This is a genomic window from Streptomyces sp. MMG1533, assembly GCF_001279775.1.
GTDB lineage: Bacteria > Actinomycetota > Actinomycetes > Streptomycetales > Streptomycetaceae > Streptomyces.
Genome location: NZ_LGDG01000272.1, coordinates 18,582 through 44,903, shown reverse-complemented (window position 1 = coordinate 44,903; position 26,322 = coordinate 18,582). Strand labels below are relative to the sequence as shown.

Sequence of the window (26,322 nt, the reverse complement as noted above, 5' to 3'; positions counted from 1 at the left end):
TGTCGTCCCGTCCTCTTGCCGGCTGCGGATCACGGCTGCGGGCTACCAGCCCAGCAGCCCGGCGAGCCGTTCCCGGTGGTGCGCGGTGCCGCCCAGCAGTACGGCGTCGGACTGCGCGCGCCGGAAGTACAGGTGCGCGTCGTGCTCCCAGGTGAAGCCCATCCCGCCGTGCAGCTGGACACATTCCGCCGCGACGAACGTGAACGCCTCGCCGCACCAGGACTGGGCCACCGCAGCGGCCTCGGCGAGTGCTTCCGGGGAGCCGGCCGCACGGACCGCCCGTACCACCGCCGATCGAGCGGACTCCACCTGGAGCAGCATGTCCGCGCAGGTGTGCTTGACGGCCTGGAAGCTGCCGAGCGCCCTGCCGAACTGCGTACGGTCCCGGACATGCGCCACGGTCATGTCCAACGCCGCCTGCGCACCGCCGAGTTGCTCGGCGGCCAGCGCCACCAGTGCGGTGTCCAGGGCGCGGGTGACGACCTCCGTCCCCTCGCCCCCGGCGGTCAGGGCACGAGCCCGGGCACCGGAGAACGTGACCACCGCCTGTCCGCGGCTCAGGTCCAGGGTGGGCACCCGGCCGACGGTCACGCCCGGCTTGCGCGGGTCGACAAGGAACACGTCCACGCCGTCGGGACCGGCGGCCGCGACCACCAGCGCCTCGGCGTCGGCCCCGTCCAGTACGAAGGGCGCGGTGCCGTCGAGCACCGCGACACCGCCTCGCCAGGTGACCTCCACCGGCACGGCGTCCGGTCGCCACACGCCGTCGGGCGCGGCCACCGCGAGCGCGTGCACGCGGCCTTCGGCCAGCTCCGCCAGCTGCTCCGCGGCGGTACCGCAGCCGGCCAGTACCTGACCGGCCAGCACGGTGGAGGACAGCAGCGGCACCGGCGTCAGCGTCCTGCCGAGTTCCTCGCAGACCACGGCGATCTCCGCGAGGCCGCCGATGCCTCCCACCTCCTCCGGCAGGCCGAGGCCCGCGAGGCCCACCTGCCGGCCGAGGGTGTCCCACAGGCCGGCGTCGATGCCGGGGGAGTGCTCGTCGAGCGAGCGCACCGCCGCGATGCCGCTCGCGTCCGCGCACACCGACCGCACGGTCTCGCGCAGGTCCTCCAGTTCGGACTCGGAGGCCTCGGTCACTTCGCCGGCGGGGCCGGTCACAGTGGTCATGACGCTGTCCTGTTCCGCTCGATGCCACGCCCGCGCAGCACGCTGTGCGCCGCCGCCATGCGGGCGACCGGCACGCGGTGCGCCGAGCAGGAGACGTAGTCCAGTCCCAGGTCGTCGCAGAACGCGATCGACTCGGGGTCCCCGCCGTGCTCGCCGCACACGCCGAGTTTGATGTCCGGCCGCACGCCCCTCGCCCGCTCCACGGCCAGGGCGATCAGCGCGCCGACGCCGTGCGGGTCGAGCCGGGCGAACGGGCTGGCGGTGAGGAACCCGCGTTCCTGGTACGCGGTGAGCACCTGGCGTTCCACGTCGTCCCGGGAGAATCCGTAGGTGAGCTGGGTGAGGTCGTTCGTGCCGAAGGAGAAGAACTCGGCGTGCTCGGCGAGTTCGGCGGCCAGCAGGGCGGCCCGCGGAGTCTCGATCATCGTGCCCAGCCGGTACGGCACCTCGATGCCGGTGCGGGCGGCCACCGTCGCGGCGGCGTCGCGTACGAAGGAGGCCGCGGCCTCCAGCTCCTCCGGCAGGCTGACCAGCGGGATCATCACCTCCAGCCGGGGCCGGACGCCGGTTGCGGCAACATCGGCCCAGGCGGAGAAGAGTGCCTCGGCCTGCGCCGGGTACAGCCGCTCGTGCAGCAGTGCCAGGCGTACGCCGCGCAGCCCGAGCATCGGGTTGGCCTCCCGCAGGGACGCGGCTCGCTGCTCCGCCGCTGTGTCACCGGCGGCCTCGGCCTCTCCAGGAGCGGGCAGGAACTCGTGCAGCGGCGCGTCCAGCAGGCGCACGGTGACCGGGCGGTCGCCGACCGCGGCCAGCAGCGCCTTGAAGTCCTCGTGCTGTGCGTGTTCCAGGGCGAGCAGCGCCTCGTCGCGGGCCGCCGGGTCGGCGGCCAGGATGACGCTGCGGATCAGCGGCAGCCGCTCGCCGAGGAACTGGTGCTCCGTACGGCACAGGCCCACACCCTCCGCGCCGAGGGCGACGGCGGTGTTCACCTCCGCCGCGGTGTCGGCATTGACCCGCACTCCGAGCCGCCGCGCGTCGTCGGCCCACTCCAGCAGGGTGGACAGTTCCGGCGGCGGTCCGGCGACGCTGATGCTCAGTGTTCCGGCGTAGACGGCTCCGGTGCGGCCGTCGAGCGACACCGGGTCGCCCTCGCTCAGCACCCGGTCCCCGATCCGAACCGTGCCGGCCGTCCGGTCCACCCGCAGTCCCTCGGCACCGCACACCGCCGGCTTGCCGGCGCCGCGTGCCACCACGGCCGCGTGCGAGGCGATGCCTCCGCTGCCGGTGAGCACCGCGGCGGCGGCAAGCATCCCGGGGACGTCGGCCGGTGTGGTCTCGTGCATCACCAGGACGGCGTGGGTGTCCTCGGCGGCCAGCTCCAGGGCACGTTCGCTGGACAGCGCGACGACCCCGGCCGCGGCTCCGGGGGACGCGGGCAGCCCGCGGACCACAAGCTCCTCGTCGCCGGTCAGCCTCAGCTGCGGGTGCAGCAGCTCCTGCACCTGCGCCGGCCCGATCCGGCGTACCGCGTCCGCCTTCTCCAGCGCCCCGTCCCGGGCCAGGTCCGCCGCCAGGCACACCGAGGCGCGCAGCGGCGGACGGCTCTGCACGGAGGCGGCGAGCAGGGAGATCTCGCCGTCGCGCACCTCGAAGTCGACGGACACCGGTGCGTGCAGATGCCGCTCCAGGGTGAGCAGCGAATGCTCAAGGAGGGTCGTCCCCGCCGTCAGGTTCTGGAGCGGTTCGCCGGTGTGCGGGGGCGGTGCGCTGCGGCGCACACCCCGGAAGAACGAGCCCTCGGCCGAGAAACGGCCGGTCTCGGGGTGGCGGCTGACCGCCGTGCCGTAGCCGGAGCGGTCCGAGGGGCCGATGCGCAGCGCCTGTACGTGCAGGGCGATGCCGAGGTCGGCGGGGAGCTTCTGGGCCCGTCGTGACCTTCTGGCGCGCGGCGAGTCCCAGCGGGCGAGGACCGCCCGGGCGGCCAGGGCGAGCTGCTCGGCCGGGTCGTCGGGGAAGGGCCGCTCGGCGTGCCGGGCGACCAGGGACAGCAGGGCCTCGACCCGGGCGCGGGGCTCCGGGGCGTCGAGGAGCGCGTCGTCCAGGACGGTGGCCGGTATGCCGAGGGCGTACTCCGCGATCATCCGGACCGTTGAGGCCCACACCTCGTACAGTCCCTCCGCGCGGCCGATGACGGTGCACAGGTCCCCGGCGTTGTCCGGGGTGGCCCCGAGACAGGCGAGGTCGGGCGGCAGCCCGGCGACCTCGCCGGGCGCGCTCGCAGACAGCCGCAGCAGCAGCGGCCGGGCGGCGTCGCCGACCCGGCGTCCCGACAACTGCTGGACGAGTTCGACGGCCGCCCGTGCGGTGCCGGGCTCGCCCAGCGCCTGCGCGGAGCCGGTGGGCACGGTGAGTCCCGGGACCACCGGCAGCCCGAGGGCCACCAGCCCGTCCATCGCGATGCCGTGCGCGCCCAGTTCACCGGCGTCCAGTCCGCGGATCCGTCCCTGGCCGTACGGCACCAGGGTGAGGCCGGGGGCTTGGGCCTGCGGCTGAGCGACGGTGCCCGTCGGTCGGTCGGTGACGCTCAACCTCGGCTCCTTCGGACCAGCTTCTCCTCGAGGGCCTCGTCGTCGGCCCGGCTGATCCCCAGGACCAGCAGCAGTTCCTGGTGCAGCCGCATCCACACGGTGTGGTACGAGTCGCACAGCGGGGAGGCCAGCCACTGGGCGCCGCCGTCGTCGAACCGGTCGAGCGCCTCCTCCAGACCGGTGAGATACCGGCCGCTGCCCGCGAGGAGGCGCTCCAGCCTGCGCAGCACCGGCTGGATGGCCTCGTGCACGTCCTCCAGCATCTCGCGCACCTCGGCGTCGTAGACGCTGTCGTTGTGGTCGTTGACGCTGCCGTCAGGGCGGCACTGCCAGGCCGTGCAGACCTCGCGCACCTTCCTGTTGACCGGCAGGAACGCCTCGTAGACCGCGTTGATCGGGTCCTGCAGCTCCGAGCCCGCCGGGATCCGCAGCATCTTCGCCGCGGCGTTCTTGGCGTACTCGGTGGGCAGCACCATCGGGCCCTTCACCATGGCGAGCCCGGCGTCGACCAGGGGGCGGTACCGGGCCTCCGGCACACCGCGCCACATGCCGCGCAGGACGAGGTCGATGACGGCGTCGGTGAGGGACTTGTCGAGCGTGTCTGTCCGCTCCGCGGCAGCAGAATGCATCTCCACACCTTCTTGTGGGGCGCGGGCTCAGGCCGCGCGGCGACGGTTGCCGGGTCGCAGGGACCGCGACGGGTGGTGCGTCGCAGGGGACTGCGATCTGTGTTGCCCGGAGGTTACGCCCGAGCGACCCTGTTAGTGAAGAGGAACTCAAGAAACACTTTGCGGCTCTTCCTGTGCCGACCGCGCGGAAGGCGCCCTGTCGCGAGACCGTACGGCCAGGAACGACTCCATCGCGGCCTGGGCCTCCGCGCCGCCCGCCAGAGCGGCGATCGAGCGCGCCTCCTCGGCGAGGTGCTTCTCCAGCGACGCCTCGGCGCCCGTCCTCAGCAGTTCCTTGGCGGCCCGCAGCGCGGCACCGGAGCCGGCGGCGAGGCCGGCGGCGGTCCGGTACGCGGTGTCGTCCAGTTCGGCATCCTCCACGACCCGGGACGCCAGCCCCCATCGCTCGGCATCCTCGCCGGTCAGGACCCGGTTGGTGAGAATCAGGTCCGCAGCCCGCCGAGGGCCGAGCAGTCGCTGGAGAATCCATGAGGCGCCGCAGTCCGGGGTGAGTCCGATCGCCGTGTACGCCAGCCGGAAGCGTGCCGACCGGGCCGCCACCACGAGGTCGCCCGCCAGGGCCAGTCCGATTCCCCCGCCCGCCGCCGCGCCGCGCACGGCGGTCACCACGGGCACGGGCAGCTCGTGCAGGGCCCGCACGGCCTCGTGCGCGGCGGAGGCGACCGCGTGCACATAGGAGGCGGTGTCCGCTCCTCGTCCGGCGAAAGCGCGCAGGTCACCGCCCACGCAGAAGTTCCCGCCCGCCGCCCGCAGCAGGACCGCGCCGCCCGGATCCGCGGCGGCTTCGGCTGCCGCGTCGCGCAGGGCCTCGGCGGTCGGGAGGTCCAGGGCGTTTCCACGTCCCGGGTCGTCCAGCAGCAGCTCGACGACTCCGTCGGAGTGGCGGACGACCCGGACCGGCTGAGTGCTCATCGGAGGTCTTCTCCCGTCGTGGGGAACAGCCGTCGTCGGGAACGGCTCGCCGCAGCGGCGCTCACATACTGGACCCGGCCTACAGTTTCGGCAATGCCTGGTCGTCCTCCCCGCGGGAAATTGCTGCACAGCACTACCTTCTGCGTCGACCATGGGGATAGATACTTAATTCGATGTACAGTTTCGGCGATGCGACGGGCACTGGCGCCCGGTCGCCTGTCGGCGGGAGGAACCGTGCCGATCCAGTTCGATGTCGATCCGTCAGTCGCCCGGCTTGCCGAGGCCACCGCCGAGTTCGTCCGCGAGGTGGTGATCCCGGCCGAGCGTGAGTGCGGCGGGTCCGTCCACGACGCACCGCAGGCCCTGCGGGAGGCTCTGCAGAAGGGGGCGCGCGAGGCGGGCGTGTTCGCGCCGCACGTGCCCGAGCGGTGGGGCGGGCACGGGCTCGACCTGCGCGGACAGGCGGTGGTGTTCGAGGCGGCCGGGTATTCCGTGCTCGGCCCGCTGGCGCTGAACTGCGCGGCCCCGGACGAGGGCAACATGCACCTGCTCGAGAAGGTGGCCACCGAGGAGCAGCAGGCGCGCTATCTGCGCCCGCTGGCCGCCGGCGAGTACCGCTCGTGCTTCGCGATGACCGAACCGGCGCCGGGCGCCGGGTCCGACCCCCGCGCGCTGCGGACCACGGCGGTACGGGTTCCCGGCGGCTGGCGCATCGACGGGCGCAAGTGGTTCATCACCGGTGCCGACGGCGCCGACTTCACCATCGTGATGGCCCGCACCGACGGCAGTCCCGGCGGCCCGGGCGGCGCCACCATGTTCCTCGTCGACGCCGGCAACCCGGGCATGCGCATCGTCAGGAACATCGACACGCTGGACGAAAGCCTCTTCGCCGGGCACAGCGAGATCGTGTTCGAGGAGTGCGTGGTGAGCGAGGAGCAGGTGCTCGGCCAGGTGCACCGGGGCTTTAAGAACGCCCAGGTCCGCCTCGGTCCCGCCCGGCTCACGCACTGCATGCGCTGGCTCGGCGCCGCGACGCGCGCCCGGGACGTCGCCCTGGAGCGTGCCGGGACCCGCGAGGCCTTCGGCTCGCTGCTGGGGGATCTCGGCATGGTGCAGCAGATGCTGGCCGACTCCGAGATCGACATCGAGGCGAGCCGCGCGCTGATCTGGCGTACCGCATGGGAGTTGGACAACGGCTCGGCGAGTGCCTCGCAGTTCTCCTCGGTGTCCAAGGTCTTCGTGGCGGAGGCGGTGGGCCGGATCGTCGACCGGGCGGTGCAGATCTGTGGCGCGCTGGGCATCTCGGCCGAGGACGCCCCGCTGGCACGACTGGTCAGGGAGGTACGGCCGTTCCGGATCTACGACGGCCCGTCCGAGACCCATCGTTTCGCCATCGCACGCCGCGCGGTGAAGCCGTACCGGCAGCCGCGTCAGGTCGGATCAGCCGGCTCCTGACGGGGTGTCTGCCTGTGGTCGCCACCCTACTTACTTGTCATTGACTACAGTCAATCGATGAGGGAAGCTTCGAAGGCCGTGCGGCGCGAGGATCCCCTGGATTCCCGGTCGCACGGCCTCCCCGCCCCCCATTACTAGGACGTCCTAGTAATGGCTCTCCCCACCCGTCGCCCGTCCCCACGGGCAGGCCGTCCGGAGTACACCGTGACCGATGGCACCCGCACACCGCAGCTTCACCAAGCGCAGCACCCCGTGCGCCTCGTCACCGCCTCCAGCCTCTTCGACGGCCACGATGCCTCGATCAACATCATGCGGCGCATCCTCCAGGCCCAGGGGGCCGAGGTCATCCACCTCGGCCACAACCGCTCGGTGGGCGAGATCGCGGACGCCGCCGTGGAGGAGGACGTCCAGGGTGTGGCCGTCAGCTCCTACCAGGGCGGTCACGTCGAGTACTTCGAATACCTCGCCGAGCTGCTCCGCGAACGCGGCGCAGGCCATGTGAAGGTCTTCGGCGGCGGCGGAGGAGTGATCGTCCCCGAGGAGATCCAGCGGCTCGCCGACGCCGGGGTACGGATCTTCTCCCCCGAGGACGGGCAGCGCCTCGGCCTCACCGGCATGATCAACACCATCGTCAGGGAGTGCGACTCGGCTCCCTGGCAGGACGCCCCCGCCCGGCTCACCGCGGTCCTCGCGGGCGAACGCCCCGCACTCGCCCGGCTGCTCAGCGCCCTGCAGTCCGCCACCGTGCCGGACGAGGACCTGCTAGTCCTGCGCCGGGCCGCGGCCGCCCGCTCCGTACCCGTCCTCGGCATCACCGGCACCGGCGGCGCGGGCAAGTCCTCCCTCACCGACGAACTCGTACGGAGGCTGCGCGTCGACCAGCAGGACAAGCTGCGCGTGGCCGTGCTCGCCGTCGACCCGACCCGGCGGCGCGGCGGCGGAGCCCTGCTCGGCGACCGGATCCGGATGAACAGCCTGGACGGCGACCGGGTCTTCTTCCGGTCCCTGGCCACCCGCGGCCACCACGAACTCCCCGAAGGCCTCACCGACTCCATCGCCGCCTGCAAAGCAGCCGGATACGACCTGGTGATCGTGGAGACCCCGGGCATCGGGCAGGGCGACGCCGCCATCGCCCCGTACTCCGACGTCTCGCTGTACGTCATGACGCCCGAGTTCGGAGCCGCCTCCCAGCTCGAGAAGATCGACATGCTGGACTTCGCCGACGTCGTCGCCATCAACAAGTTCGAACGGCGTGGCGCGGCGGACGCGATGCGCGACGTCGGCCGCCAACTCGTGCGCAACCGCGAGGCGTTCGGCTCCCGGCCCGAGGACATGCCGGTCTTCGGCACCAGCGCCGCCACCTTCAACGACGACGGCGTCACCGCCCTCTACCAGCACCTGCTCGGCCTGCTCGGCGAACACGGCCTCCCGGCCGTCCCGGGCATCCTCCCGGCCACCACCGTGCGGCACTCCAGCGGCGCGGCGCAGATCGTGCCCACCGCTCGCGTGCGCTACCTCGCCGAGATCGCCGAGACTGTGCGCCGCTACCACGCCGACACCGCCGCCCAGGCCGACGTCGCCCGGCGCATCCAGCGCCTGACCGCCGTACGGGACGAACTGACCGCGGCCGGAGCACCCACCGCCGACGTCGAGAAACTGCTCGCCGACGCCGAGGAAGGCCTCCACGAGCCCTCCCGGCACCTCCTGGACGACTGGCCGGAGACCGTACGCGCATACTCGGGCGAGGAACTGGTGACCGTCACCCGCGGCCGCGAACTGCGCACCGCCCTGGTCCGTGAGTCCCTCTCCGGCAGCCTCGTCCCCCGCGTCGCCCTGCCCCGCCACACCGACCACGGCGAACTCCTGCGCTTCCTGCGCGCGGAGAACCTGCCCGGCCGCTTCCCCTTCACCGCTGGCGTGTTCCCGTTCAAGCGCGAGGGCGAGGACCCGGCCCGGATGTTCGCCGGGGAGGGCGACCCGCAGCGCACCAACCGCCGCTTCCACTACCTCTCCCGGCACAGCGAGGCCACCCGGCTGTCCACCGCCTTCGACTCCGTCACCCTCTACGGCCACGACCCCGCCCTCCGCCCCGACATCTACGGCAAGGTGGGCACCTCGGGCGTCTCCGTGGCCACCCTCGACGACATGAAGGCGCTCTACGCGGGCTTCGACCTCACCGCTCCCACCACCTCGGTCTCCATGACCATCAACGGCCCGGCGCCCACCGTCCTGGCCTTCTTCCTCAACACGGCCATCGACCAGCGGCTCGACGCCTTCACCGCCGAACACGGCCGCGAACCGACCGCCGAGGAGACGGGCGAGATCCGGGCGTACGTCCTGCAGAACACCCGCGGCACGGTTCAGGCCGACATCCTCAAGGAGGACCAGGGCCAGAACACCTGCCTGTTCTCCACCGAGTTCAGCCTGCGGATGATGGCCGACATCCAGGAGTGGTTCATCGAGCAGGGCGTACGCAACTTCTACTCGGTGTCCATCTCCGGCTACCACATCGCCGAGGCCGGCGCGAACCCCATCAGCCAGCTCGCGTTCACGCTCACCAACGGCTTCACCTACGTCGAGGCGTATCTCGCCCGCGGCATGTCCGTCGACGACTTCGCGCCCAACCTCTCCTTCTTCTTCTCCAACGGCATGGACCCCGAGTACACCGTCCTCGGCCGGGTCGCCCGCCGCATCTGGGCGGTCGCCATGCGCGAGAGGTACGGGGCGGGGGAACGCAGCCAGAAGCTCAAGTACCACGTCCAGACCTCGGGCCGCTCCCTGCACGCCCAGGAGATGGACTTCAACGACATCCGCACCACCCTGCAGGCGCTCATCGCCGTCTACGACAACTGCAACAGCCTGCACACCAACGCCTACGACGAGGCCGTCACCACCCCCACCGAGGACTCCGTCCGCCGGGCCCTCGCCATCCAGCTGATCATCAACCGCGAGTGGGGCCTGGCGATGAACGAGAACCCGCTGCAGGGCTCGTACATCATCGACGAACTCACCGACCTCGTCGAAGAAGCCGTACTGACCGAGTTCGAGCGCATCAGCGAGCGCGGCGGAGTCCTCGGCGCCATGGAGACGGGCTACCAACGCGGGCGCATCCAGGACGAGTCGATGCTCTACGAGCAGCGCAAGCACGACGGCACGCTTCCGATCATCGGCGTCAACACCTTCCGCAAACCCGGCGGTGACAGCGAGCACGGGGTCGTGGAACTGGCCCGCGCCACCGAGGCGGAGAAGCAGTCCCAGCTCGCCCGCGTCGAGGACTTCCGCAGCCGCCATCGCGCCGAGGCAGAAGCCGCCCTCACCGAACTCAAGCGCGCCGCCACCAGCGGCGAGAACGCCTTCGCCGTACTGATGGACGCCGCCCGCGTCTGCTCGCTCCAGCAGATCACCGAGGCGTTCTTCGAAGTCGGCGGCGAGTACCGCCGCAACGTCTGAGCACGACCCCAACACCCCCTGAACACACGCCTGTCCACGCCTGTCCACTCTTCGTCCCACGCAAAGGGCCACCCGCATGGAAACTGTCTCGCGCCTCGGCGTCGTCGGCTGCGGTCTCATGGGCTCCGGCATCGCCGAAGTCGCCGCTCTCAGCGGCAGCGATATCGACGTACTGGTCGCCGAGTCGTCCTCCGACGCCGCCGCGGCCGGCCGCCGGCGCGTCGAGGCCTCCCTCGACCGCGCTCTGCGCCGCGGCAAGATCACCGAGGAGGCGCGGGACGGCGCCCGCTCCCGCCTGACCTTCACCGACGACCTCAAGGCCATGGCCGACCGCCAGTTCGTGATCGAGGCCGTCGCCGAGAACCGCGACCTGAAGACCGGTGTCCTGAAAACCCTCGACGAGATCGTCACGGACGCCGAAGCCGTTCTGGCCACCAACACCTCGTCGATCCCCATCGTCGACCTCGCGGTGACGACCCGGCGGCCCACCCATGTCCTGGGCATCCACTTCTTCAACCCCGTGCCCGTGCAGACCCTCGTCGAGATCATCCCGGCCCTCACCACAAGCCCCGACACCGTCGTACGGGCCAGAGCCTTCGTCTCCGACGCCCTGGGCAAGGAGGTCGTCGAGGCGACCGACCGATCCGGCTTCGTGGTCAACGCACTCCTCGTGCCCTATCTGCTCGCCGCCGTGCGCATGGTGGAGGCCGGCTCCGCGACTCCCGAGGACATCGACCGCGGCATGGAACTGGGCTGCGCCCACCCCATGGGCCCGCTGCGCCTGCTCGACCTCATCGGCCTCGACACCGCACAGGCGGTCGCGGAGTCGATGTACGAGGAGTTCAAGGAACCGCTGTACGCGCCTCCCGCGTTGCTGCGCCGCATGGTCGCCGCCGGCCGTCTGGGCCGCAAGAGCGGTCACGGGTTCTACGACCACACCGCGCGACAGTGAGGACGCAGACGGCACCGCTCGGGGCGACCGGCGGCCGACCGATGCTCCGGCTGTCCACGAGGTGAATCACCTGCGATCCTCGCGGCCTGACGCGGCCCGCCACCAGTTCTGGACGGAGCACGCGGGAGACGACCGCGCCTGAGTACGCGTACTCAGGCCGAGTGTGTCGCTCGGCTCTGTCGCCGCCACCGTGCGTTCCCCACGATGGAACGGTCCCACCACCCCGCGTCGAAAGAGGTGCTCATGGGCCGTGACCTGCAGCTGCGCACTGCTACTCCGGAGGATCTCGAGTGGATCCACGAACTCCGTCACCGGGTGTACGCACAGGAGTTGGGCCAGCATGCGCCGGATCCGGCCGGGCGGCTTCGCGACGGGCTGGACGGCGACAACGTCTACCTGGTCGCGGCGCGAGGCGCAGCCCGAATCGGCTTTGTCAGCCTGACTCCCCCCTGGTTGGGGCGGTACGCGCTGGACAAGTACCTGACCCGCGACGACCTGCCGCTGCTGGCGGAGGGCGATCTGTTCGAGGTGCGCATCCTCACCGTCGAGCCGCGCTGGCGGGCCTCCGCAGCGGCACCGCTGCTGATGTACGCGGCGCTGCGCTGGATCGCCGCCCGGGGCGGTCGCCGGGTGGTGGCGATGGGGCGCACCGAACTGCTCGACATGTACCTGGCCGCCGGCCTGCGCCCGGTCGGTCGTACCGTCCACAGCGGGGCGTTGACGTTCGAGGTGCTGACCGGCGGCGTGAGCGAGCTGACGAAGGTCACGATGGACCGTTACCGCACGACGCTGGCGCGTCTGCGGTCCGAAGTGGACTGGCGGCTGGACGTGCCGTTCGCACCCCGGCCGGACGGCTGCGAACACGGCGGCGCCTCGTTCACCGCCATCGGCACCGACTTCCGCAGCCTGCACCGGCGCCATCAGGTGGTCGCGGCCGACGTGCTGGATGCCTGGTTCCCGCCGGCCCCCGGGGTGCGGGCGGCGCTCGCGGAGGATCCGGCCTGGGCCGCCCGGACCTCGCCGCCGACCGGCGCCGAGGGCCTGCTGGCGGAAATCGCCGCCGCCCGGGCGCTGCCGGCGGAGACGCTCGCGGTCGGCGCCGGTTCATCCGACCTGATCTTCAGGGCATTCGGCCGGTGGCTGACCCCGCAGAGCAGGGTGCTTCTGATGGACCCGGGCTACGGCGAGTACGCCCACGTCACCGAGAGAGTGATCGGATGCCGGGTGGACCGGTTCCGGTTGCGCCGCGAAGACGGCTGGCGGATCGATCCGGCCCGGCTGTCCGCTGCCGTCGGGTCCGGCCGCTACGACCTCGTGGTGGTGGTCAACCCGAACAACCCGACCGGCCGCCACGCGCCGGCCGCGGAGCTGCGCTCGGTGATCGCCGCCGCGCCGGCCCGAACCCGCTGGTGGATCGACGAGGCGTACCTGGGCTATGTCGACCAGACCGAGTCGCTAGCCGGCCTCGCCGCGACGGACCCGCGGGTGGTGGTCTGCACCTCACTGTCCAAGATCTACGCACTGTCCGGCATGCGGGCCGCCTACCTGGTGGCCGAGCCGAACACCGCGGCGCAGCTGCGCCGATGGACACCGCCCTGGCCGGTCAGCCTTCCGGCGCAGCTGGCCGCAGTGGCAGCCCTGCGCGACCCGGCGTACTACGTCGACTGCCGGCTTCGCACCCACGCGCTGCGCCGGCAGCTGGCCGCCGACCTGGCCGGGCTGGACGAGACCGTGGTGGTCGATGAGGCCGTGGCGAACTTCATCGGCGTGACCCTGCCGTACGGCGGGCCGAGTGCCGCACAAGTGGTGAACGAGTGCCGCCGCCACGACGTGTACCTGCGCGACCTTTCGCCGCTGTCGTCTCAGTACCACGGGCGCACGGTGCGTATCGCGGTCAAGGACACCGCCGAGAACGCGCGCATTGTGGCCGCCTTTCAGGCCGCCCTGGACGAACTGCGGCCCCGTTCGGCCTCACTCGTTTCCCTGCCCGAGGGCGTTCCCGCCGCCGGAGCCGCCCGGTGATCACCGTGGCTTCCCTGGCGCCCTGCCTCGGTGGGGCGCTGGCGCTGAGCGGCATTGCGGTGGCGGCGTCCGGGCGCCGCGAGCTGCTGATCCGGTGGTGCGCCTGGGCGGTCGGAGTGCCACTGGTCACCGGTGCGTTCTGGCTGGGCCGTCCGGGAACCGCGGCCATCGCCGTCGTGGTCGGGGTGATCGCGGTGATGGAGTTCGGCGGGCTGATGCGGCTGGGCTGGGTGGACCGGGTGGTGCTGGCCGCGGCGGTGGCAGGCGTAGTGCTGGCCGCCTGGTTGGCGCCCGGACAGGTGCTCCGTGTGGTCGCGATCGGGGCGCTCGCGGTGGCCGCGGTGCCGCTCCTGGCCGGCGACGCCGACCAGGGCCTGCACCGGCTCGGTGCCGGACTGCTCGGGCTGGCCTGGCTGAGTGTGCTGGCCGCGCTGGTGGTGCTCGGGGCGAGCGCGCTTGCGCTGTTCGTGGCGGTCTCGATCGCCGACATCGCGGCGTACTTCGCCGGTCGACGACTCGGCGGGCCGCGGTTGTCACCACTGTCACCGGCCAAGCGGTGGAGCGGGACCCTGGCCGGGGCCGCGGCAGGCCTCGGCGTGCTCGCCGTGCTGTCCGCGCTGAGCTGGCCGACGGCGGTTGCCGTGGCGGTCGGCGGGCCGGCCGGCGACCTGCTCGAATCCATGGTCAAAAGAGGTGCCCGGACGAAGGACGCCGGTAGTTGGCTACCAGGCTCCGGCGGCCTGCTGGACCGGATCGACTCGCTGCTGATCGCCTTGGCCGTCCTGCTTGTCCTGCGCTGACCCGAAGACGGTCCTCAGATGAACTGGTCGGTCTGCCGCGCGGGTGACCGGGCTTGGTGTGCGGCAACGGCCATGACACTCACGGAGATCAGGACGATACCGGCGCCGACGTAGAGCGGCGCGGTGTAGCCGAGGCCCGCGGTGATGGCCAGGCCCCCGAGCCAGGCGCCAAGCGCGTTGCCGATGTTGGAGGCGGACACGTTGGCGCTGGCGGCCAGCGCCGCCCCGTGGGCGAAGTCGGTGACGCGAGTGATCATGCCGGGCACACTGGCGAACCCGAACAGCCCCATCAGAAACACCAGGATCACCGACGCGGTGGCGCTGCCGGCCAGCAGACCGAACACGGCCAGGGTGATGGTGAGTCCGAGCAGGGCGAGGACCAGGGCGCGGTCACGGTCACGGTCGGCCGCCCGCCCGCCGACCAGGTTCCCGACGACCAGACCGACGCCGTACACCATCAGCAACCAGGCGACATCCGCCGAGGAGAAGCCGCCGACCTCGGTGAACGTGTAGGCGATGTAGCTGAACGCCCCGAACATCCCGCCATAGCTGAGCGCGGTCGCCGTCAGCGTCAACCAGACCTGCCAGGACCGGAAAGCACGCAACTGGGTCCGCACACCGTCGGCCGGTATCGGATCAAATCGGCCGGTCACTGTCGGCGGAGGCGTCTGGCCCGCCCAGCCGGGGACGAGGGTGACGATTCCCGCCAGCGCGAGCACGCCGATTGCGGTGACCGCCCAGAAGGCCGCCCTCCAGCCCCACCGCTCACCGACCAGCGCACCGAACGGCACGCCCAGCACGTTCGCCACCGTCAGCCCGGCGAACATGACCGCCACCGCGCGGGACTTCTTCTCCGGCGCGACGAGACTGCGAGCGACCAGCGAGCCGATACCGAAGAACGAACCGTGGCACAACGCCGCGACGATCCGCCCGAGCAGCATCACCGGATAGCTCGGTGCGAGAGCGGACACCAGGTTGCCGACGACGAACAACGCCACCAGGCCGACCAGGACCGTCTTGCGGGGCAGCCGCGCCGTCGCCGCGGTCAGCGCGATCGCGCCGATCGCGACACTCAGCGCGTATCCGGAGATCAGCCGGCCCGCGGCCGCCTCGGACACCGCGAGACTCGACGCCACCTGCGGCAGCAGCCCCGCGATCAGGAACTCGGTCAGACCGATACCGAAACCGCCCAGTGCCAGCGCGATGAGGCCACTCGGCATCCCTCGGTCTCCGATCGCGCGCCTACGCAACCGGGCGCCCGTCGCGCTGGAAGTCCCCGTCCTCGACCGTTAATTCGCTCATGGCCTCACCCTCACCCTGGGCGGCGAGCCCGTCCATGGACAAAGATCGACGACCGCTTGGACGAAAGTAGAGGAAGATGTGGCGCGGGCCAGGGTGCGGCTCTTGAGGGCCGGGTGGCCGGTGGCCGGGTGGCCGGGTCAGCGGGGCAGGTCGTGGCGGCCGAACGGGTGTCCGCAGCCGCCTCTGCGGCATCGTCCGAGCTGGCCGTCTGCCATGAAGTCGGGGCACGGGCAGGCCAGGCAGGGAATGCCCTCGATGCCGGGGTCCCAGCCGTTGTCGATCAGTCGCGCACGGGCGGCTTCCTGGATGCCGTGCATTTGGTCGTCGAGTCTGCGGAAGTCGGCCTCGTTGTCTTCGAAAGCCTTCTTCTGGGCCTCTGTTATCTCGTACTGCTGCATGTTCCCTCCCGGGTGGACATGGCGGCGAGGGGTTTTCGACTCCCTTCCCACGATGGCCCGGCGGGCGCGTGTTCGCACGTCGAGCGCCTGTGGCCCCGCTTCGGGGCGGGTTCCAGAGGAAGCGCGCGGCGGATGACTGTGCCCTGCCGTCGATCGCGTCCGTATCGCGGCGCTTTCGCCGGAGTACCGCCGGGCTCCATACCGACTCCCGTCCCCGCAAAGCCACTTCACCACCATCCCGGCGTATGGACGGTACCTCCCGGCGGTTCAGCGGAGCGGATGCAGAGAAGTGAGTTCGGCGGCGCTCCGCCCGGTCACGATCGACTCGGCGAGGAGTTTGCCGCTCAGCGGGCCCAGGGCGACGCCCCACATCCCGTGGCCGCCGCAGACGTGGACGCGCGGTGAGCGGGTCGGGCCGACGAGGGGCAGCCCGTCCGCGGTGCAGGGGCGTGGGCCCGCCCATTCGTCGGTACGGCGGCTGAAGTCGGCGCCGGGCAGCATGGGACGTGCCGCGTCGATGACGGCCTGGACGCGGCGGGGGTCCGCGGGCCGGTCGGGGGCGGTGAACTCCATCATTCCGGCGACCCGTACACGCTCGCCCAGAGGTGTGCAGACCACGCGCTGGGCGGCGAAGTACGTGGGCCCCGTGGGCAGTCCTTCGGCGGGCAGGGTGAAGCTGTAGCCGCGGCCGGACTGGACGGCGGCGCGGACGCCGAAGGGTGCCGCCAGCCGGTTCAGCCAGGCTCCGTTGGCGAGAACGGCCGTGTCGGCGCGCAGGTCCGTACCGTCGGAGGCGACCACGGCGACTTCGCTCCCGTGATCCTGTACCCGGGTGACCCGCAGACCCTCGACGACCTTGCCGCCCCGCTCACGCACCGCGTCGGCGAGCGCCGCGGCATAGGCCCCCGGGTTCAGGAAGCGCTGGCCGTGCAGTCGTACGGCGGCGCCGGTCCGTTCCGACAGCGCCGGCTCCATGGCCCGGGCCTCGGCCCCGGAGAGCAGGTCGTAGTCGACGCTCTGGCCGGCCGCGCGCACCGCCTCCAGCTCGTGGAGGAACGGCGTGCGGGCAGCCTCGGTGGTGAAGGCGATGAGGCACGGGTCGCTCTGGTGGGTCGGCTCGGCGACGCCGCCCCGGGCGAGTTCGTCGTACGCGGCCTGCGCCTGCCGGTTCAGCGGGGCGAGGGCGCTCATGGCGATCCGCCGGCGCCGCGGAGTGCAGTTGCGGCTGAACGACAGCAGGAACCGGGCCAGACGCGGGTCCGCGCGGGGCGGGATGTAGAGGGGCGAGGCCGGCGAGAGCAGGGTGCGCAGCCCCAGCCGCAGGGCGCCCGGCTCGGGCAGCGGTACGGCGAGGGCGGGGGAGAGCCAGCCGGCGTTTCCCCAGGACGCGCCGGCCGCGACATGCCGACGGTCGACGACGGTGACCTCGACACCGGCTTCCTGGAGGAACCAGGCAGTGGCGAGCCCGGTCATGCCGGCCCCGATCACGACGGCGTCGCGCGGGGTCCTGGGGGCGTTGTGCGGGCTCATGACCGGCTCCCGTCCTTGAGCGCAACGGAGCCTGCGTCCTTGAGGACGACGGGCGGCCTGCGCTCGCCGGTCCGCAGCGCCTGCTCGATGGCGTAACCGGCCTGCAGCACCGCCCGGTCCTGCCGGTGCGGGCCGACCACTTGAAGCCCGACGGGCAGGCCCTGAGGAGTGAAACCAGCCGGCACCGACAGTGCGGGACAACCGGTGACGGAGATCAGGTAGGCCGAGCGCATCCAGTCCAAGTAGGTCTCCATCGGGGTGCCGTCGACGGAGGCGGGGTAGGGGAGCCGGACGTCGAACGGGGCGACCTGGCTGACCGGCAGCAGCAGAAGGTCGTACGTCTCGAAGAACTCCCGGACGCGGTGGTAGAGGGCGGTCTGCAGCAGCTGTGCCCGGCCGAGGTCCGGGCCGGTGAGCCCGCGTCCCTCCTTGATGTTCCACACCACGTCCGGGGCCATGTGGTGGCGGTGCTCGTCGAGCAGGGGGCCGTAGGCGAGTTCCGTCTGCCAGGCGCGCTGGACGAGGAAGACCTCGTCGGCCCCCGACAGATCCGGGCAGGCCTCCTCGATCTCGCAGCCCAGCGAGGCGAACACCTCGACCGCGGGCTCGAGTGCGGCCCGTACCTCGGCATCGACGGGCACGGTCCCCCCGAGGTCGGCCGACCAGGCCACGCGCAGGCCGCGCACACCACCGTCCAGGGGGCCGGCGAAGGCGGAGCCCGGTGTCTGAAGTGCGAGCGGGCTGCGCGCGTCGGGGCCCGCGAGCACGGACAGGGCCAGCGCCACGTCCGTCACGGTCCTGGCCATCGGCCCCTTCACCGACAGCTGTCCCCACGGCACCTTGTCGGGCCAGGACGGAACGCGCCCGGGGGAGGGGCGCAGCCCCACGACGTTGTTGAAGGAGGCGGGATTGCGCAGCGACCCGCCGGTGTCGCTGCCGTCGGCGATCGGCTGCATTCCACAGGCGAGCGCGGCCCCCGCACCGCCGCTGCTGCCGCCCGCGCTGCGGGAGAGGTCGTACGGGTTGCGGGTGGGCCCGAACACCTTGTTGACGGTGTGTGAACCCATGCCGAGTTCGGGGACGTTGGTCTTGCCGAGGGTGATGGCCCCGGCGTTCTTCAGACGCTCGACGACCAGGTGGTCCCGGTCGGGGACGCGGTCGGCGAAGATCGGCGAACCGTACGTCGTCCGGATGCCCGCGGTGTCGTGCAGATCCTTGTGCGCGACGGGCAGCCCGTGCAGCGGGCCGACCTCCGCTCCCGACATCAGCCGCGCGTCGGCCCCGGCCGCCTCTTCCAGCGCCTGATCGGCGACCAGGGTGACGATGGCGTTGACCGCCGGATTGACGCGTTCGATCTGCTCCAGGTGGGCGGTGACGACTTCCCGGGCGGACACCTCGCGGCGCCGGATCGCGGCGGCGAGATCGGTGGCGCTGCGGAAGCAGAGCTCATCCGTGCCGGCTGCGTCGCCGTTCGCGTCGTTCATGGGGTTCACGAAGGGATTCACGCCTCTCAGAACGTTTCCTTGACCTGTACGACGGCCAGCACCCCGAAGAGGAGGAAGGCGCCGGACAGCAGCACATTCGACATGATCTTGTTCCGGTACAGCGGCTCGATGCCCCGGCGGTTCAGCAGCACCAACAGTGCCCCGGACAGCAGGGGCAGGATCAGGGACCCGAAGGCGGCGTACGTCAGCACGAGGGCGACCGGCTTCCCCATGAACGTGACGGCGATCGACGCGGCCGCGCAATAGACCACGAAGACGCGGAAGGGCCGGCTGTTCTGTGCCATATGGGGCTCGGCATCGGTCTCCGGAATGCCGCGCACGGTCCGCAGGGAGTCCGCCAGCAGATAGCAGAGGGCGTTGAACCCGCCGACGAGGGCGCTGAGCGTCACGAAGAAGAAGGTCGCCAGGAACAGGACGCGGGCCACCGACCCGAGGTCCGCGCCGAGCGGGTCGGCGAGTGCGGCCAGGCCGTCGTTGCCGGTGATGGTCCTGCCGGTGCCGTACAGCAGGCCCGTCCCCACGATGGTCGTGCAGAGCACGAAGAGGAAGGTGACGGCGTAACTGACCGCGGAGTCCGCCCGCATGACGGGCAGCCAGCTCCGGTGCTGCCAGCGCTTCTCCCGTACCCAGTAGCTGTACGAGGCGATCCCGGCCGTGCCGCCCACGCCGCCGATGAGGGCGAGCACCGTCACCACGTCTCCCTCCGGCAGCCTCGGGCGCATCGAGGAGACAAGGCCCGGAAGGTCGTCGACGGTGGCGAGGGTGGCCACGGCCAGGGTGACCATGCCGAGGAACTTGACGAGCATGAAGACGCTCATCACCCGCTCGAAGAGCGTGTACCGGCCGACGTACACGAGCGCGGCGGATGCCAACGCGATCGCGATGCCCAGCGGCCGCGGGGGGAGCGCCGGGAACAGCGTGGACAGTGCCAGCGAGGCCACCGAGCTCAGGGCGGCCCCGTAGAGCAGTCCGATGACCAGGACGAAGACGAAGAACGCCGCGGGCAGCCAGCGTCCGACCGACCGCAGGCTGGCGATCACGGTCTGGCCGGTCGCCATGTAGAGCCGTCCCACCGCCTCGGTGAGGACGAATTTCAGGACGACGCCGATGAGGATCGCCCACAGCAGCGCCATCCCGTACCCGGAGGCGCCGGCGAGGGACGTCACCATGTCGCCGGCGCCCACGCTGGCGGCCGCCAGGACCAGGCCGGGGCCCAGCAGAGCCAGTCGCCCGCGACGGGTGCCAGGAGCCTGGGCGGGTGCAGCAGCCGGTTGCCGAAGGGGAGTTCCTTGCGTCGTGGTCACGTCGACCATCTCCGTACGTGGGGAGAGCGGGAGTCATCGGTACGTGCGGCTCATGTCGTGCAGGTTCGGGCACACTGACGGAAGGGAACAAGAATCTCGGCCCAAGTGACGGAATCAGCCATATGCTTGGTGCGATGAAGGCACAGCAGGCCGGTCCCGTGGCGGATTCGCTGGATCGCCGCATCATCAGCGCACTGCAGATCGACGGCCGGGCCTCGTGGCACCGCATCGCGACGGCGCTCGACGAGGCCGAACGCACCGTCGTGCGCCGGGGGACCCGGCTGCTGGACTCCGGGGTCGTGCGGATCGGCGCCATGGCGCAGCACGGCCGCAGCACGGTGGTCGGTGTGCGCTGCGCCCCGGGGCAGGCGCGGATGGTCGCGAGCGCGCTGGCCCGCCGGCCCGACTGTGTCTTCACCCATGTGCTGACCGGCTCCCCGGACTGCGTGGCCGAGCTGCTCTGCCCCAGGGACCGACTGGCGAGCCTGGTGATGGACGAACTGCCGGGACTGCCGGGCATGTTGGAGAGCTTCACGCTGCCGGTGCTGCGCCACATCCGCACGATCCGCGAGTGGCACTCCGGTCTGCTCACCGACGACGAGATCGCCACGCTGGCGGGGCCGTCCGAGGCGCCCGCACCTTCGTCGGCCGACGCAGACGTGATGCCGCTCGCCGACGTGGCACACGAACTCTCCCGGTCGGACCGGCTGCTCCTGAACGCGCTCGCCGAGGACGGGCGGTGCACCTATGAGGAACTCGGCCGCGTCGCGGGAGTCTCGGAAGCCACCGCGCGGCGGCGCCTCGGCGCGCTGCGGCGGGAGGGCAGGGTGCGCATCCGCGCCGTGATCGAGCCGGCGCTGCTCGGGCTGCCGGTGGAGGCGGTGCTCCGGGTACGCACCGCTCCGGCCGGGGCCGAGGCGGTGGCGGCGGCGCTGGCGGACAACGTCCACGTCCGGTACGCCAGTTTCGTCACCGGAGAGCACCAGATCCTGGTGCTGGCGGCGCTGCCCGGCGAGTCGGCCCTGTACGACTTCGTCACCCGGGCCCCCTGGCTGCGGGACGTCGCGTCCGTGGACACCTCGCTCGTCCTCAGCTCGCTGAAACGCGGCGGCATGCTCGCGCCCCGGCCGCGGGACTGAGCGGCACCAGATGCTCCTCGGCAGCCGGCCGCCCGCGCGGCAGATCCGACGCCGCGCAGCACGTCGAGCATCTCCGACACCTCGCCGGCGGTGATACCGGGCGGGCGTTTCGGCCACCGCCTGGATGCTCCGGGGGCGTGACGAGCGGCGACGACCTCCAGGCGTACCCCGGAGCTCAAGTGCTCAGGGACGACTGGTGAGGTAGCCACCCATGGAGGAGAAGTACTCGGTCCCGGTCAGCTCCCTGCCGTCCGCGGTCCGTACGCGCGTGATGGCCAGGCCGTGGTTGCGGCCGGTGCGGGCGTCGGCTCCGGCGACGATCACCACGCCGTCGCCCTCGCGATAGAAGACGCGGCCGGGGGTGCCGCCGTAGCGGCCCTGGGACACCACGGCGGAGAGGACCTCGAGGCGCTCGCCCTTGTGGAAGGTGAAGGCGCTCGGGTACGGGGCGGACTGGGCGCGGACGAGGCGTTCCAGGTCCGCGGCGGGCCAGTTCCAGTCGATGCGGATGTCCTCGGCCGAGCGCTTGTGGAAGAAGCTGGCCTGCGAACGGTCCTGCTTGGTGAACTCGGTCTGTCCCGAGGCGATGAGGCCGAGGGCCTCCGTGGTGACCGGGGCGATGAGGTCGACGGTCTTGTGGAACAGGTCGGTGGTCGTGTCCGCCGGCCCGACCGGGACCGCCCGCTGGATGACGATGTCCCCGGCGTCGAGTTCCTCGTCCATCAGGTGGGCGGTGACGCCGACTTCGCTCTCGCCGTTGATGAGGGCCCAGATCAGCGGGGAGAATCCGGCGTACTTCGGGAGCAGTGAGTCGTGGACGTTCAGGGTGCCGTGGCGGGGCAGGCCGAAGATGCGCGGAGGGATCCAGGTTCGCCAGTTGTTGGCGACGATGATGTCCGGATCGGCGTCCTTGAGCCGCTCGAACAGCTCCTCGTCGTCGGGGCGGTTGCGGATGAGGACGGGGACGCCGTGTTCCTCGGCGAGGTCGGCGACCGAGTCGCTCCAGATCCGTTCGTAGGCGTGCTCGCTCCTGGGATGTGTCACGACCATCACCACGTCGTGCTCGGAGTCCAGCAGGGCCTGCAGGGTGCGGTGCCCCCAGGTCTGATAGCCGAACATGACGACCCGCATGCGGTTCCTCCTCGAGGCAGGGCGTGGACCGCCGCCAGTAAAGCAAGGCTTACCTAAGCATGCAATGCCGCGTGCACTGCGGGGCTTTGACTGTCTGTCAGGTATCTCCGAATCTCGATTGTCCGCTTCGTCCCATCGACAGTCTCACAGCATAAGCTTAGGCTTCCCTAAGTTTCACGGGTTCGCCATGCTGCGTGCCCTCCTCCCGTATCTCCGAGCCGGGCAACCGGCCGCCCGCAAGATGGGAGTGACATGTCACAGGTTCTTCCTGGCGACGCACCTCTGGTCCACGACCTCATCGGCATCGGCTTCGGACCCTCCAACGTGGCCATGGCGATCGCGCTCAGCGAGCACAACGCACGCGCCGGCAGCCAGGAGGCGGTCACCGCTCACTTCTTCGAGCAGCAGCCGAACTTCGGCTGGCACCGTGGCATGCTGATCGACGACGCGACCATGCAGGTGTCCTTTCTCAAGGACCTGGTGACGCTCCGGAACCCGGCCAGTGAGTTCAGCTTCCTCTGCTACCTCAAGAGCAGGGGACGGCTGATCGACTTCATCAACCACAAGAACCTCTTCCCGCTGCGGGTGGAGTTCCACGACTACTTCGAGTGGGCCGCGGCCAAGGTCGAGGACATGGTCTCCTACGGTCACGAGGTCGTCGGCGTCGCGCCTGCCCTCCGTGACGGCGTCGTGGAGTACCTGGAGGTGACGGTCAGGTCGGGGGAGGGGCTCGCGGTCCACCGGGCCCGCAACCTCGTCATCGGTACCGGGCTGCGTCCCCTCATGCCCAAGAGCGTGGAGCGCGGCGACCGCATCTGGCACAACTCCGAACTGCTGGCGAGAGTCGACGCACTGGAGGGCACCTCACCGTCTCGGTTCATCGTCGTGGGCGCCGGGCAGAGCGCCGCCGAGAACGTCGCCTTTCTGCACCGCCGCTTCCCCCGGGCCGAGGTCTGCGCGGTCTTCTCCCGCTACGGCTACAGCCCCGCCGACGACAGCAGCTTCGCCAACCGGATCTTCGACCCCGCGGCGGTCGACGAGTACTTCGCCGCGCCCGAGAACGTCAAGCGCCGGCTGATGGACTACCACGGCAACACCAACTACTCCGTGGTGGACATCGACCTGATCGACGACCTGTACCGCCAGATGTACCAGGAGAAGGTCCTCGGCACCGAGCGGCTGCGCTTCCTCAACGTGTCCCGGCTCACCGACGTCGAGGAGACGCCGGACAAGGTGCGTGCCACCGTCACCTCCCTCGTCACCGGCGAGGAGACTCCCCTGGACGCGGATGTCGTGGTCTTCGCCACCGGCTACAGCCCGGCCGACCCCCTCGGCCTCCTCGGCGAGGTCGGCGACCTCTGCCACCGCGACGACGAGGGCCGCGTTCGCGTCGAGCGTGACTACCGGATCGTGACGGACCCCGGCCTGCGCTGCGGCATCTACCTCCAGGGCGGTACGGAGCACACGCACGGCATCACGTCGCCGTTGCTGTCCAACACCGCCATCAGGGTCGGCGAGATCCTGGGCTCGCTCCTCGACCGGGGCCTCAAGCCCGGTTCCGACGAGGCCCGGACGGTCGCCGACGGAACCGGCAGCACCGCCCGCTAGTCCGCTCACCGGTTCGCCCCCGACACCGCCGCGCCCGCCTGGTGGAACCGCACCCGGCGGACGCGGCAGCACCGCGCAACGCCGTGAAAGGAACATCCGTGTCCACTGGTACACGCCCTGTGCCGACGGGGTTCGCCAACTCCCCTCCCGGGGGAGTTTGTTCGACCCACTGGCCATGCGCGGCCGGCCGATCAAGGGGATGACGTACGTCGACATGGGCACGACTGCGGTGGAGCGCCCCGCGCCCGGAGGCACAACAGAGGCCCGTCGGCGGCGGGTTGTGGGTTTGGGCACGCTGGTGGTGATCCTCATGGCCGCGGGGGCGGTGTCGTTGGCCGTCGGTGCGCGCGCGTTGAGTCCCGCCGAGGTGTGGCACGGGTTGTTCGCGGCGCCGGACTCCGGCCAGCGGCTCACCGAGATCCGGCTCATCGTCCGGACCGTACGGGTGCCCCGGACGGTGCTCGCGATCGTGGCGGGCGTCGCCCTGGGGGTCGGCGGGGCGTTGATCCAGGGGTACACGCGCAACCCGATCGCCGACACGGGCTTGCTGGGGGTGAACGCCGGCGCCTCGTTCGCCGTGGTGTCGGTGATCGCCGTGTTCGGGTTCTCCAACCCGTTCCAGTACGTCTGGTTCGCCTTCCTGGGGGCGGCGGTCGCCGGTGTCGTCGTGTTCGGACTCGCCAGCATCGGCCGGGGGGCCGGCAACCCGTTGACGCTCGCACTGGCCGGTCAGGGGATCACGGTGTTCCTCGCGGCGATGACCACGGCGGTCGCGCTGTCGGACCAGGCCTCGCTGAACGCGCTGCGGTTCTGGAACGCGGGCTCCGTGGCGGGTGTCGGATTCGACGTCATCTGGCCGGTGGCCGCGTTCATCGCGGTCGGGTTGGTGTTGGCGCTGACCACGCTGCCCGCCATCAACCTGCTCAACCTGGGTGACGACGTGGCGCGGGGGCTGGGAGTGAACATCGCGCTGAGCCGGACCGTCGGCATCGCCGCCATCACCCTGCTGGCGGGCGCGGCGACGGCGGCCTGCGGCCCCATCGCGTTTCTCGGGCTCATGGTTGCCCACGTGGCCCGTTACCTGACCGGACCGGACTATCGCTGGCTGGTTCCGTACGCGGGTCTGCTCGGAGCCGTCGTCCTGCTGGCCTGCGACATCGTGGGGCGTCTGGTGGTGCGGCCGGGCGAGTTGGACGCGGGTGTCGTCGTCGCTCTCCTCGGCGCCCCGTTCTTCGCGGCTCTGGTGTGGCGCGGAAAGTTCAAGAACGCATGAACGGGACAGACGTGAAGCCCTCGGTGACGCCCGGCGTGCGGCTCGGCGGTGTGTCGTTCGTCTGGCGGCCCTGGATCGCCTTCGTCACGCTGTTGCTGGCGACGGCGGCCTTCCTGGTGTTCTGCCTGTCCATCGGTGTCGGGGACTTCCCCATCGGCCTGTCCCGGGTGATCGCCACCATCCTCGGCCGCGGCGGGCAGGTCGACGAGTTCGTGATCATGGACCTGCGGATGCCGCGTGCCCTGGCCGGGCTCGTCGTGGGAATCGCGCTGGGGGTGTCCGGGGCGATCACGCAGTCCATCGCGCGCAATCCGCTGGCCAGCCCCGACATTCTGGGGATCACCGGGGGCGCCAGCGCGGTCGCGGTGTTCCTGGTGACGGTGTCGGGCGGGACCGCCGCGGCCGTCGTCGACTCCGTGGGCCTGTCCGCGGCGGCGCTCGCGGGCGGTCTCGGCACGGGGCTGCTGGTGTACTTCCTGGCGTGGCGGCGCGGGATCGACGGCTTCCGGCTCATCCTCATCGGCATCTCGGTGAGTGCAGTGACGGAGGCGATCACGACCTGGCTGCTGGTCACGGCCGACATCAGGGACGTGGCCCGGGCCCAGGCGTGGTTGGTCGGCTCGCTGGACAACCGGTCGTGGAACGAGGTCTGGATCGCGCTCTGGTGCACGCTCGTCCTGATGGTCGTCGTGGCGTGTGTCGCGTTCCAGTTCAAGCCGATGCACTTCGGCGACGAGGTCGCCGCGGGCCTGGGCGTCCGGTACTCGATGGTGCGGGCGGTCCTGCTGCTGTGCGCGGTCCTGCTGGCCGGTGTGGCGGTGAGCGCGGCGGGTCCGGTCCCGTTCGTCGCGCTGGTGGCGCCACAGGTGGCGATGCGTCTGGCGCGGTGTCCGACGCCGCCGATGGTGGCCTCCGGCCTGGTGGGCGCGCTGCTTCTGATCGGCGCGGACCTGGTCGCGCGCACGGCACTGCCGATCGCACTCCCGGTCGGCGTGGTCACCGCCGCGATCGGCGGCCCCTTCCTCGTCTATCTGCTGGTGCGGGCGAACCGCAGACAGGTGTACAAAAGTTAGGCATACCTAAATAAGGGGGGC

Annotated in this window: 19 protein-coding genes; 9 read left to right on the top strand and 10 right to left on the bottom strand. The window is 71.3% G+C overall.

The features are described from left to right. Positions 1-42 precede the first annotated feature (42 nt). The 4 genes from ADK57_RS41960 to ADK57_RS41945 all read right to left on the bottom strand — a co-directional run bounded on the left by ADK57_RS41960 (position 43) and on the right by ADK57_RS41945 (position 5,359). Entirely contained in the window at positions 43-1,170 is a 1,128-nt protein-coding gene (locus ADK57_RS41960; RefSeq protein ID WP_053755008.1) for an acyl-CoA dehydrogenase family protein, read from the bottom strand. After that, positions 1,167-3,758 (bottom strand): putative PEP-binding protein, encoded by a 2,592-nt coding sequence (locus tag ADK57_RS41955; RefSeq protein ID WP_053755007.1) that lies wholly within the window; start codon positions 3,756-3,758, stop codon positions 1,167-1,169. The genes ADK57_RS41960 and ADK57_RS41955 overlap by 4 nt, the downstream gene beginning before the upstream one ends. Next, the gene (locus tag ADK57_RS41950; protein WP_053755006.1) at positions 3,755-4,387 is read right to left on the bottom strand and encodes a hypothetical protein; all 633 of its coding nucleotides are present in this window, start codon (positions 4,385-4,387) and stop codon (positions 3,755-3,757) included. Before ADK57_RS41950 ends, ADK57_RS41955 begins: the two co-directional genes overlap by 4 nt. A 147-nt stretch (positions 4,388-4,534) precedes the next feature. Continuing rightward, positions 4,535-5,359, bottom strand: a complete 825-nt coding sequence (locus ADK57_RS41945; RefSeq protein ID WP_053755005.1) for an enoyl-CoA hydratase/isomerase family protein — start codon at positions 5,357-5,359, stop codon at positions 4,535-4,537. Positions 5,360-5,593: 234 nt separating this feature from the next. On the opposite strand from ADK57_RS41945, the gene ADK57_RS41940 reads away from it, so the two are divergent. The 5 genes from ADK57_RS41940 to ADK57_RS41920 all read left to right on the top strand — a co-directional run bounded on the left by ADK57_RS41940 (position 5,594) and on the right by ADK57_RS41920 (position 14,038). Further along, complete coding sequence (locus ADK57_RS41940) at positions 5,594-6,814, top strand: acyl-CoA dehydrogenase family protein (protein ID WP_053755004.1); 1,221 nt, start codon at positions 5,594-5,596, stop codon at positions 6,812-6,814. A gap of 204 nt (positions 6,815-7,018) precedes the next feature. Then, positions 7,019-10,264 carry a fused isobutyryl-CoA mutase/GTPase IcmF gene (icmF, locus tag ADK57_RS41935; protein ID WP_053755003.1) on the top strand — a complete coding sequence of 1,082 codons (3,246 nt, stop codon included), beginning with the start codon at positions 7,019-7,021 and terminating at the stop codon, positions 10,262-10,264. Positions 10,265-10,340: 76 nt separating this feature from the next. Further along, a complete protein-coding gene (locus tag ADK57_RS41930; RefSeq protein ID WP_053755002.1) occupies positions 10,341-11,216 on the top strand; it encodes a 3-hydroxybutyryl-CoA dehydrogenase in 876 nt (291 codons plus the stop codon). Positions 11,217-11,459: 243 nt separating this feature from the next. Then, positions 11,460-13,238: a histidinol-phosphate aminotransferase family protein gene (locus tag ADK57_RS41925; protein WP_053755001.1), complete on the top strand. Its 1,779-nt coding sequence runs from the start codon at positions 11,460-11,462 to the stop codon at positions 13,236-13,238. Beyond that, positions 13,235-14,038 (top strand): phosphatidate cytidylyltransferase, encoded by an 804-nt coding sequence (locus tag ADK57_RS41920; RefSeq protein WP_199830799.1) that lies wholly within the window; start codon positions 13,235-13,237, stop codon positions 14,036-14,038. The genes ADK57_RS41925 and ADK57_RS41920 overlap by 4 nt, the downstream gene beginning before the upstream one ends. Positions 14,039-14,052: 14 nt before the next feature. On the opposite strand, the gene ADK57_RS41915 is transcribed toward ADK57_RS41920, so the two are convergent. The 5 genes from ADK57_RS41915 to ADK57_RS41895 all read right to left on the bottom strand — a co-directional run bounded on the left by ADK57_RS41915 (position 14,053) and on the right by ADK57_RS41895 (position 20,086). After that, complete coding sequence (locus ADK57_RS41915; RefSeq protein WP_053755000.1) at positions 14,053-15,258, bottom strand: MFS transporter; 1,206 nt, start codon at positions 15,256-15,258, stop codon at positions 14,053-14,055. A gap of 219 nt (positions 15,259-15,477) precedes the next feature. After that, complete coding sequence (locus ADK57_RS41910) at positions 15,478-15,738, bottom strand: hypothetical protein (protein ID WP_053754999.1); 261 nt, start codon at positions 15,736-15,738, stop codon at positions 15,478-15,480. Between the two features lie 267 nt (positions 15,739-16,005). Continuing rightward, positions 16,006-17,268 carry an NAD(P)/FAD-dependent oxidoreductase gene (locus tag ADK57_RS41905; RefSeq protein ID WP_053754998.1) on the bottom strand — a complete coding sequence of 421 codons (1,263 nt, stop codon included), beginning with the start codon at positions 17,266-17,268 and terminating at the stop codon, positions 16,006-16,008. Then, on the bottom strand, positions 17,265-18,752 hold the full coding sequence (locus tag ADK57_RS41900) for an amidase (RefSeq protein ID WP_053755111.1): 1,488 nt from the start codon (positions 18,750-18,752) through the stop codon (positions 17,265-17,267). Before ADK57_RS41900 ends, ADK57_RS41905 begins: the two co-directional genes overlap by 4 nt. Positions 18,753-18,778: 26 nt before the next feature. Continuing rightward, positions 18,779-20,086: an Nramp family divalent metal transporter gene (locus ADK57_RS41895; RefSeq protein ID WP_053754997.1), complete on the bottom strand. Its 1,308-nt coding sequence runs from the start codon at positions 20,084-20,086 to the stop codon at positions 18,779-18,781. Positions 20,087-20,211: 125 nt separating this feature from the next. On the opposite strand from ADK57_RS41895, the gene ADK57_RS41890 reads away from it, so the two are divergent. Beyond that, the gene (locus ADK57_RS41890; RefSeq protein ID WP_053754996.1) at positions 20,212-21,216 is read left to right on the top strand and encodes an Lrp/AsnC family transcriptional regulator; all 1,005 of its coding nucleotides are present in this window, start codon (positions 20,212-20,214) and stop codon (positions 21,214-21,216) included. A 183-nt stretch (positions 21,217-21,399) separates the two neighbouring features. Here the strand turns inward: ADK57_RS41890 and ADK57_RS41885 are convergent, their stop codons facing one another. Further along, positions 21,400-22,347, bottom strand: a complete 948-nt coding sequence (locus ADK57_RS41885; protein ID WP_053754995.1) for a methionyl-tRNA formyltransferase — start codon at positions 22,345-22,347, stop codon at positions 21,400-21,402. A 252-nt stretch (positions 22,348-22,599) separates the two neighbouring features. Here ADK57_RS41885 and ADK57_RS41880 point away from each other — a divergent pair, with 252 nt between their 5' ends. The 3 genes from ADK57_RS41880 (at position 22,600) to ADK57_RS41870 (ending at position 26,301) form a co-directional block, all read left to right on the top strand. Beyond that, the gene (locus tag ADK57_RS41880) at positions 22,600-23,955 is read left to right on the top strand and encodes a lysine N(6)-hydroxylase/L-ornithine N(5)-oxygenase family protein (RefSeq protein WP_053754994.1); all 1,356 of its coding nucleotides are present in this window, start codon (positions 22,600-22,602) and stop codon (positions 23,953-23,955) included. Positions 23,956-24,169: 214 nt separating this feature from the next. After that, entirely contained in the window at positions 24,170-25,228 is a 1,059-nt protein-coding gene (locus ADK57_RS41875) for a FecCD family ABC transporter permease (RefSeq protein ID WP_053755110.1), read from the top strand. Continuing rightward, positions 25,225-26,301: a FecCD family ABC transporter permease gene (locus tag ADK57_RS41870; RefSeq protein WP_053754993.1), complete on the top strand. Its 1,077-nt coding sequence runs from the start codon at positions 25,225-25,227 to the stop codon at positions 26,299-26,301. Before ADK57_RS41875 ends, ADK57_RS41870 begins: the two co-directional genes overlap by 4 nt. The last annotated feature ends 21 nt before the right edge of the window (positions 26,302-26,322 follow it).

What these genes read in the sequence shown, in the direction of transcription:
- ADK57_RS41960 (WP_053755008.1), bottom strand. Translation starts at nt 1,170, where the DNA reads ATGACCACTGTGACCGGCCCCGCCGGCGAAGTGACCGAGGCCTCCGAG.
- ADK57_RS41950 (WP_053755006.1), bottom strand. Translation starts at nt 4,387, where the DNA reads ATGCATTCTGCTGCCGCGGAGCGGACAGACACGCTCGACAAGTCCCTC.
- ADK57_RS41945 (WP_053755005.1), bottom strand. Translation starts at nt 5,359, where the DNA reads ATGAGCACTCAGCCGGTCCGGGTCGTCCGCCACTCCGACGGAGTCGTC.
- ADK57_RS41930 (WP_053755002.1), top strand. Translation starts at nt 10,341, where the DNA reads ATGGAAACTGTCTCGCGCCTCGGCGTCGTCGGCTGCGGTCTCATGGGC.
- ADK57_RS41925 (WP_053755001.1), top strand. Translation starts at nt 11,460, where the DNA reads ATGGGCCGTGACCTGCAGCTGCGCACTGCTACTCCGGAGGATCTCGAG.
- ADK57_RS41915 (WP_053755000.1), bottom strand. Translation starts at nt 15,258, where the DNA reads ATGCCGAGTGGCCTCATCGCGCTGGCACTGGGCGGTTTCGGTATCGGT.
- ADK57_RS41910 (WP_053754999.1), bottom strand. Translation starts at nt 15,738, where the DNA reads ATGCAGCAGTACGAGATAACAGAGGCCCAGAAGAAGGCTTTCGAAGAC.
- ADK57_RS41905 (WP_053754998.1), bottom strand. Translation starts at nt 17,268, where the DNA reads ATGAGCCCGCACAACGCCCCCAGGACCCCGCGCGACGCCGTCGTGATC.
- ADK57_RS41900 (WP_053755111.1), bottom strand. Translation starts at nt 18,752, where the DNA reads ATGAACGACGCGAACGGCGACGCAGCCGGCACGGATGAGCTCTGCTTC.
- ADK57_RS41895 (WP_053754997.1), bottom strand. Translation starts at nt 20,086, where the DNA reads ATGGTCGACGTGACCACGACGCAAGGAACTCCCCTTCGGCAACCGGCT.
- ADK57_RS41890 (WP_053754996.1), top strand. Translation starts at nt 20,212, where the DNA reads ATGAAGGCACAGCAGGCCGGTCCCGTGGCGGATTCGCTGGATCGCCGC.
- ADK57_RS41885 (WP_053754995.1), bottom strand. Translation starts at nt 22,347, where the DNA reads ATGCGGGTCGTCATGTTCGGCTATCAGACCTGGGGGCACCGCACCCTG.
- ADK57_RS41880 (WP_053754994.1), top strand. Translation starts at nt 22,600, where the DNA reads ATGTCACAGGTTCTTCCTGGCGACGCACCTCTGGTCCACGACCTCATC.
- ADK57_RS41875 (WP_053755110.1), top strand. Translation starts at nt 24,170, where the DNA reads ATGGGCACGACTGCGGTGGAGCGCCCCGCGCCCGGAGGCACAACAGAG.
- ADK57_RS41870 (WP_053754993.1), top strand. Translation starts at nt 25,225, where the DNA reads ATGAACGGGACAGACGTGAAGCCCTCGGTGACGCCCGGCGTGCGGCTC.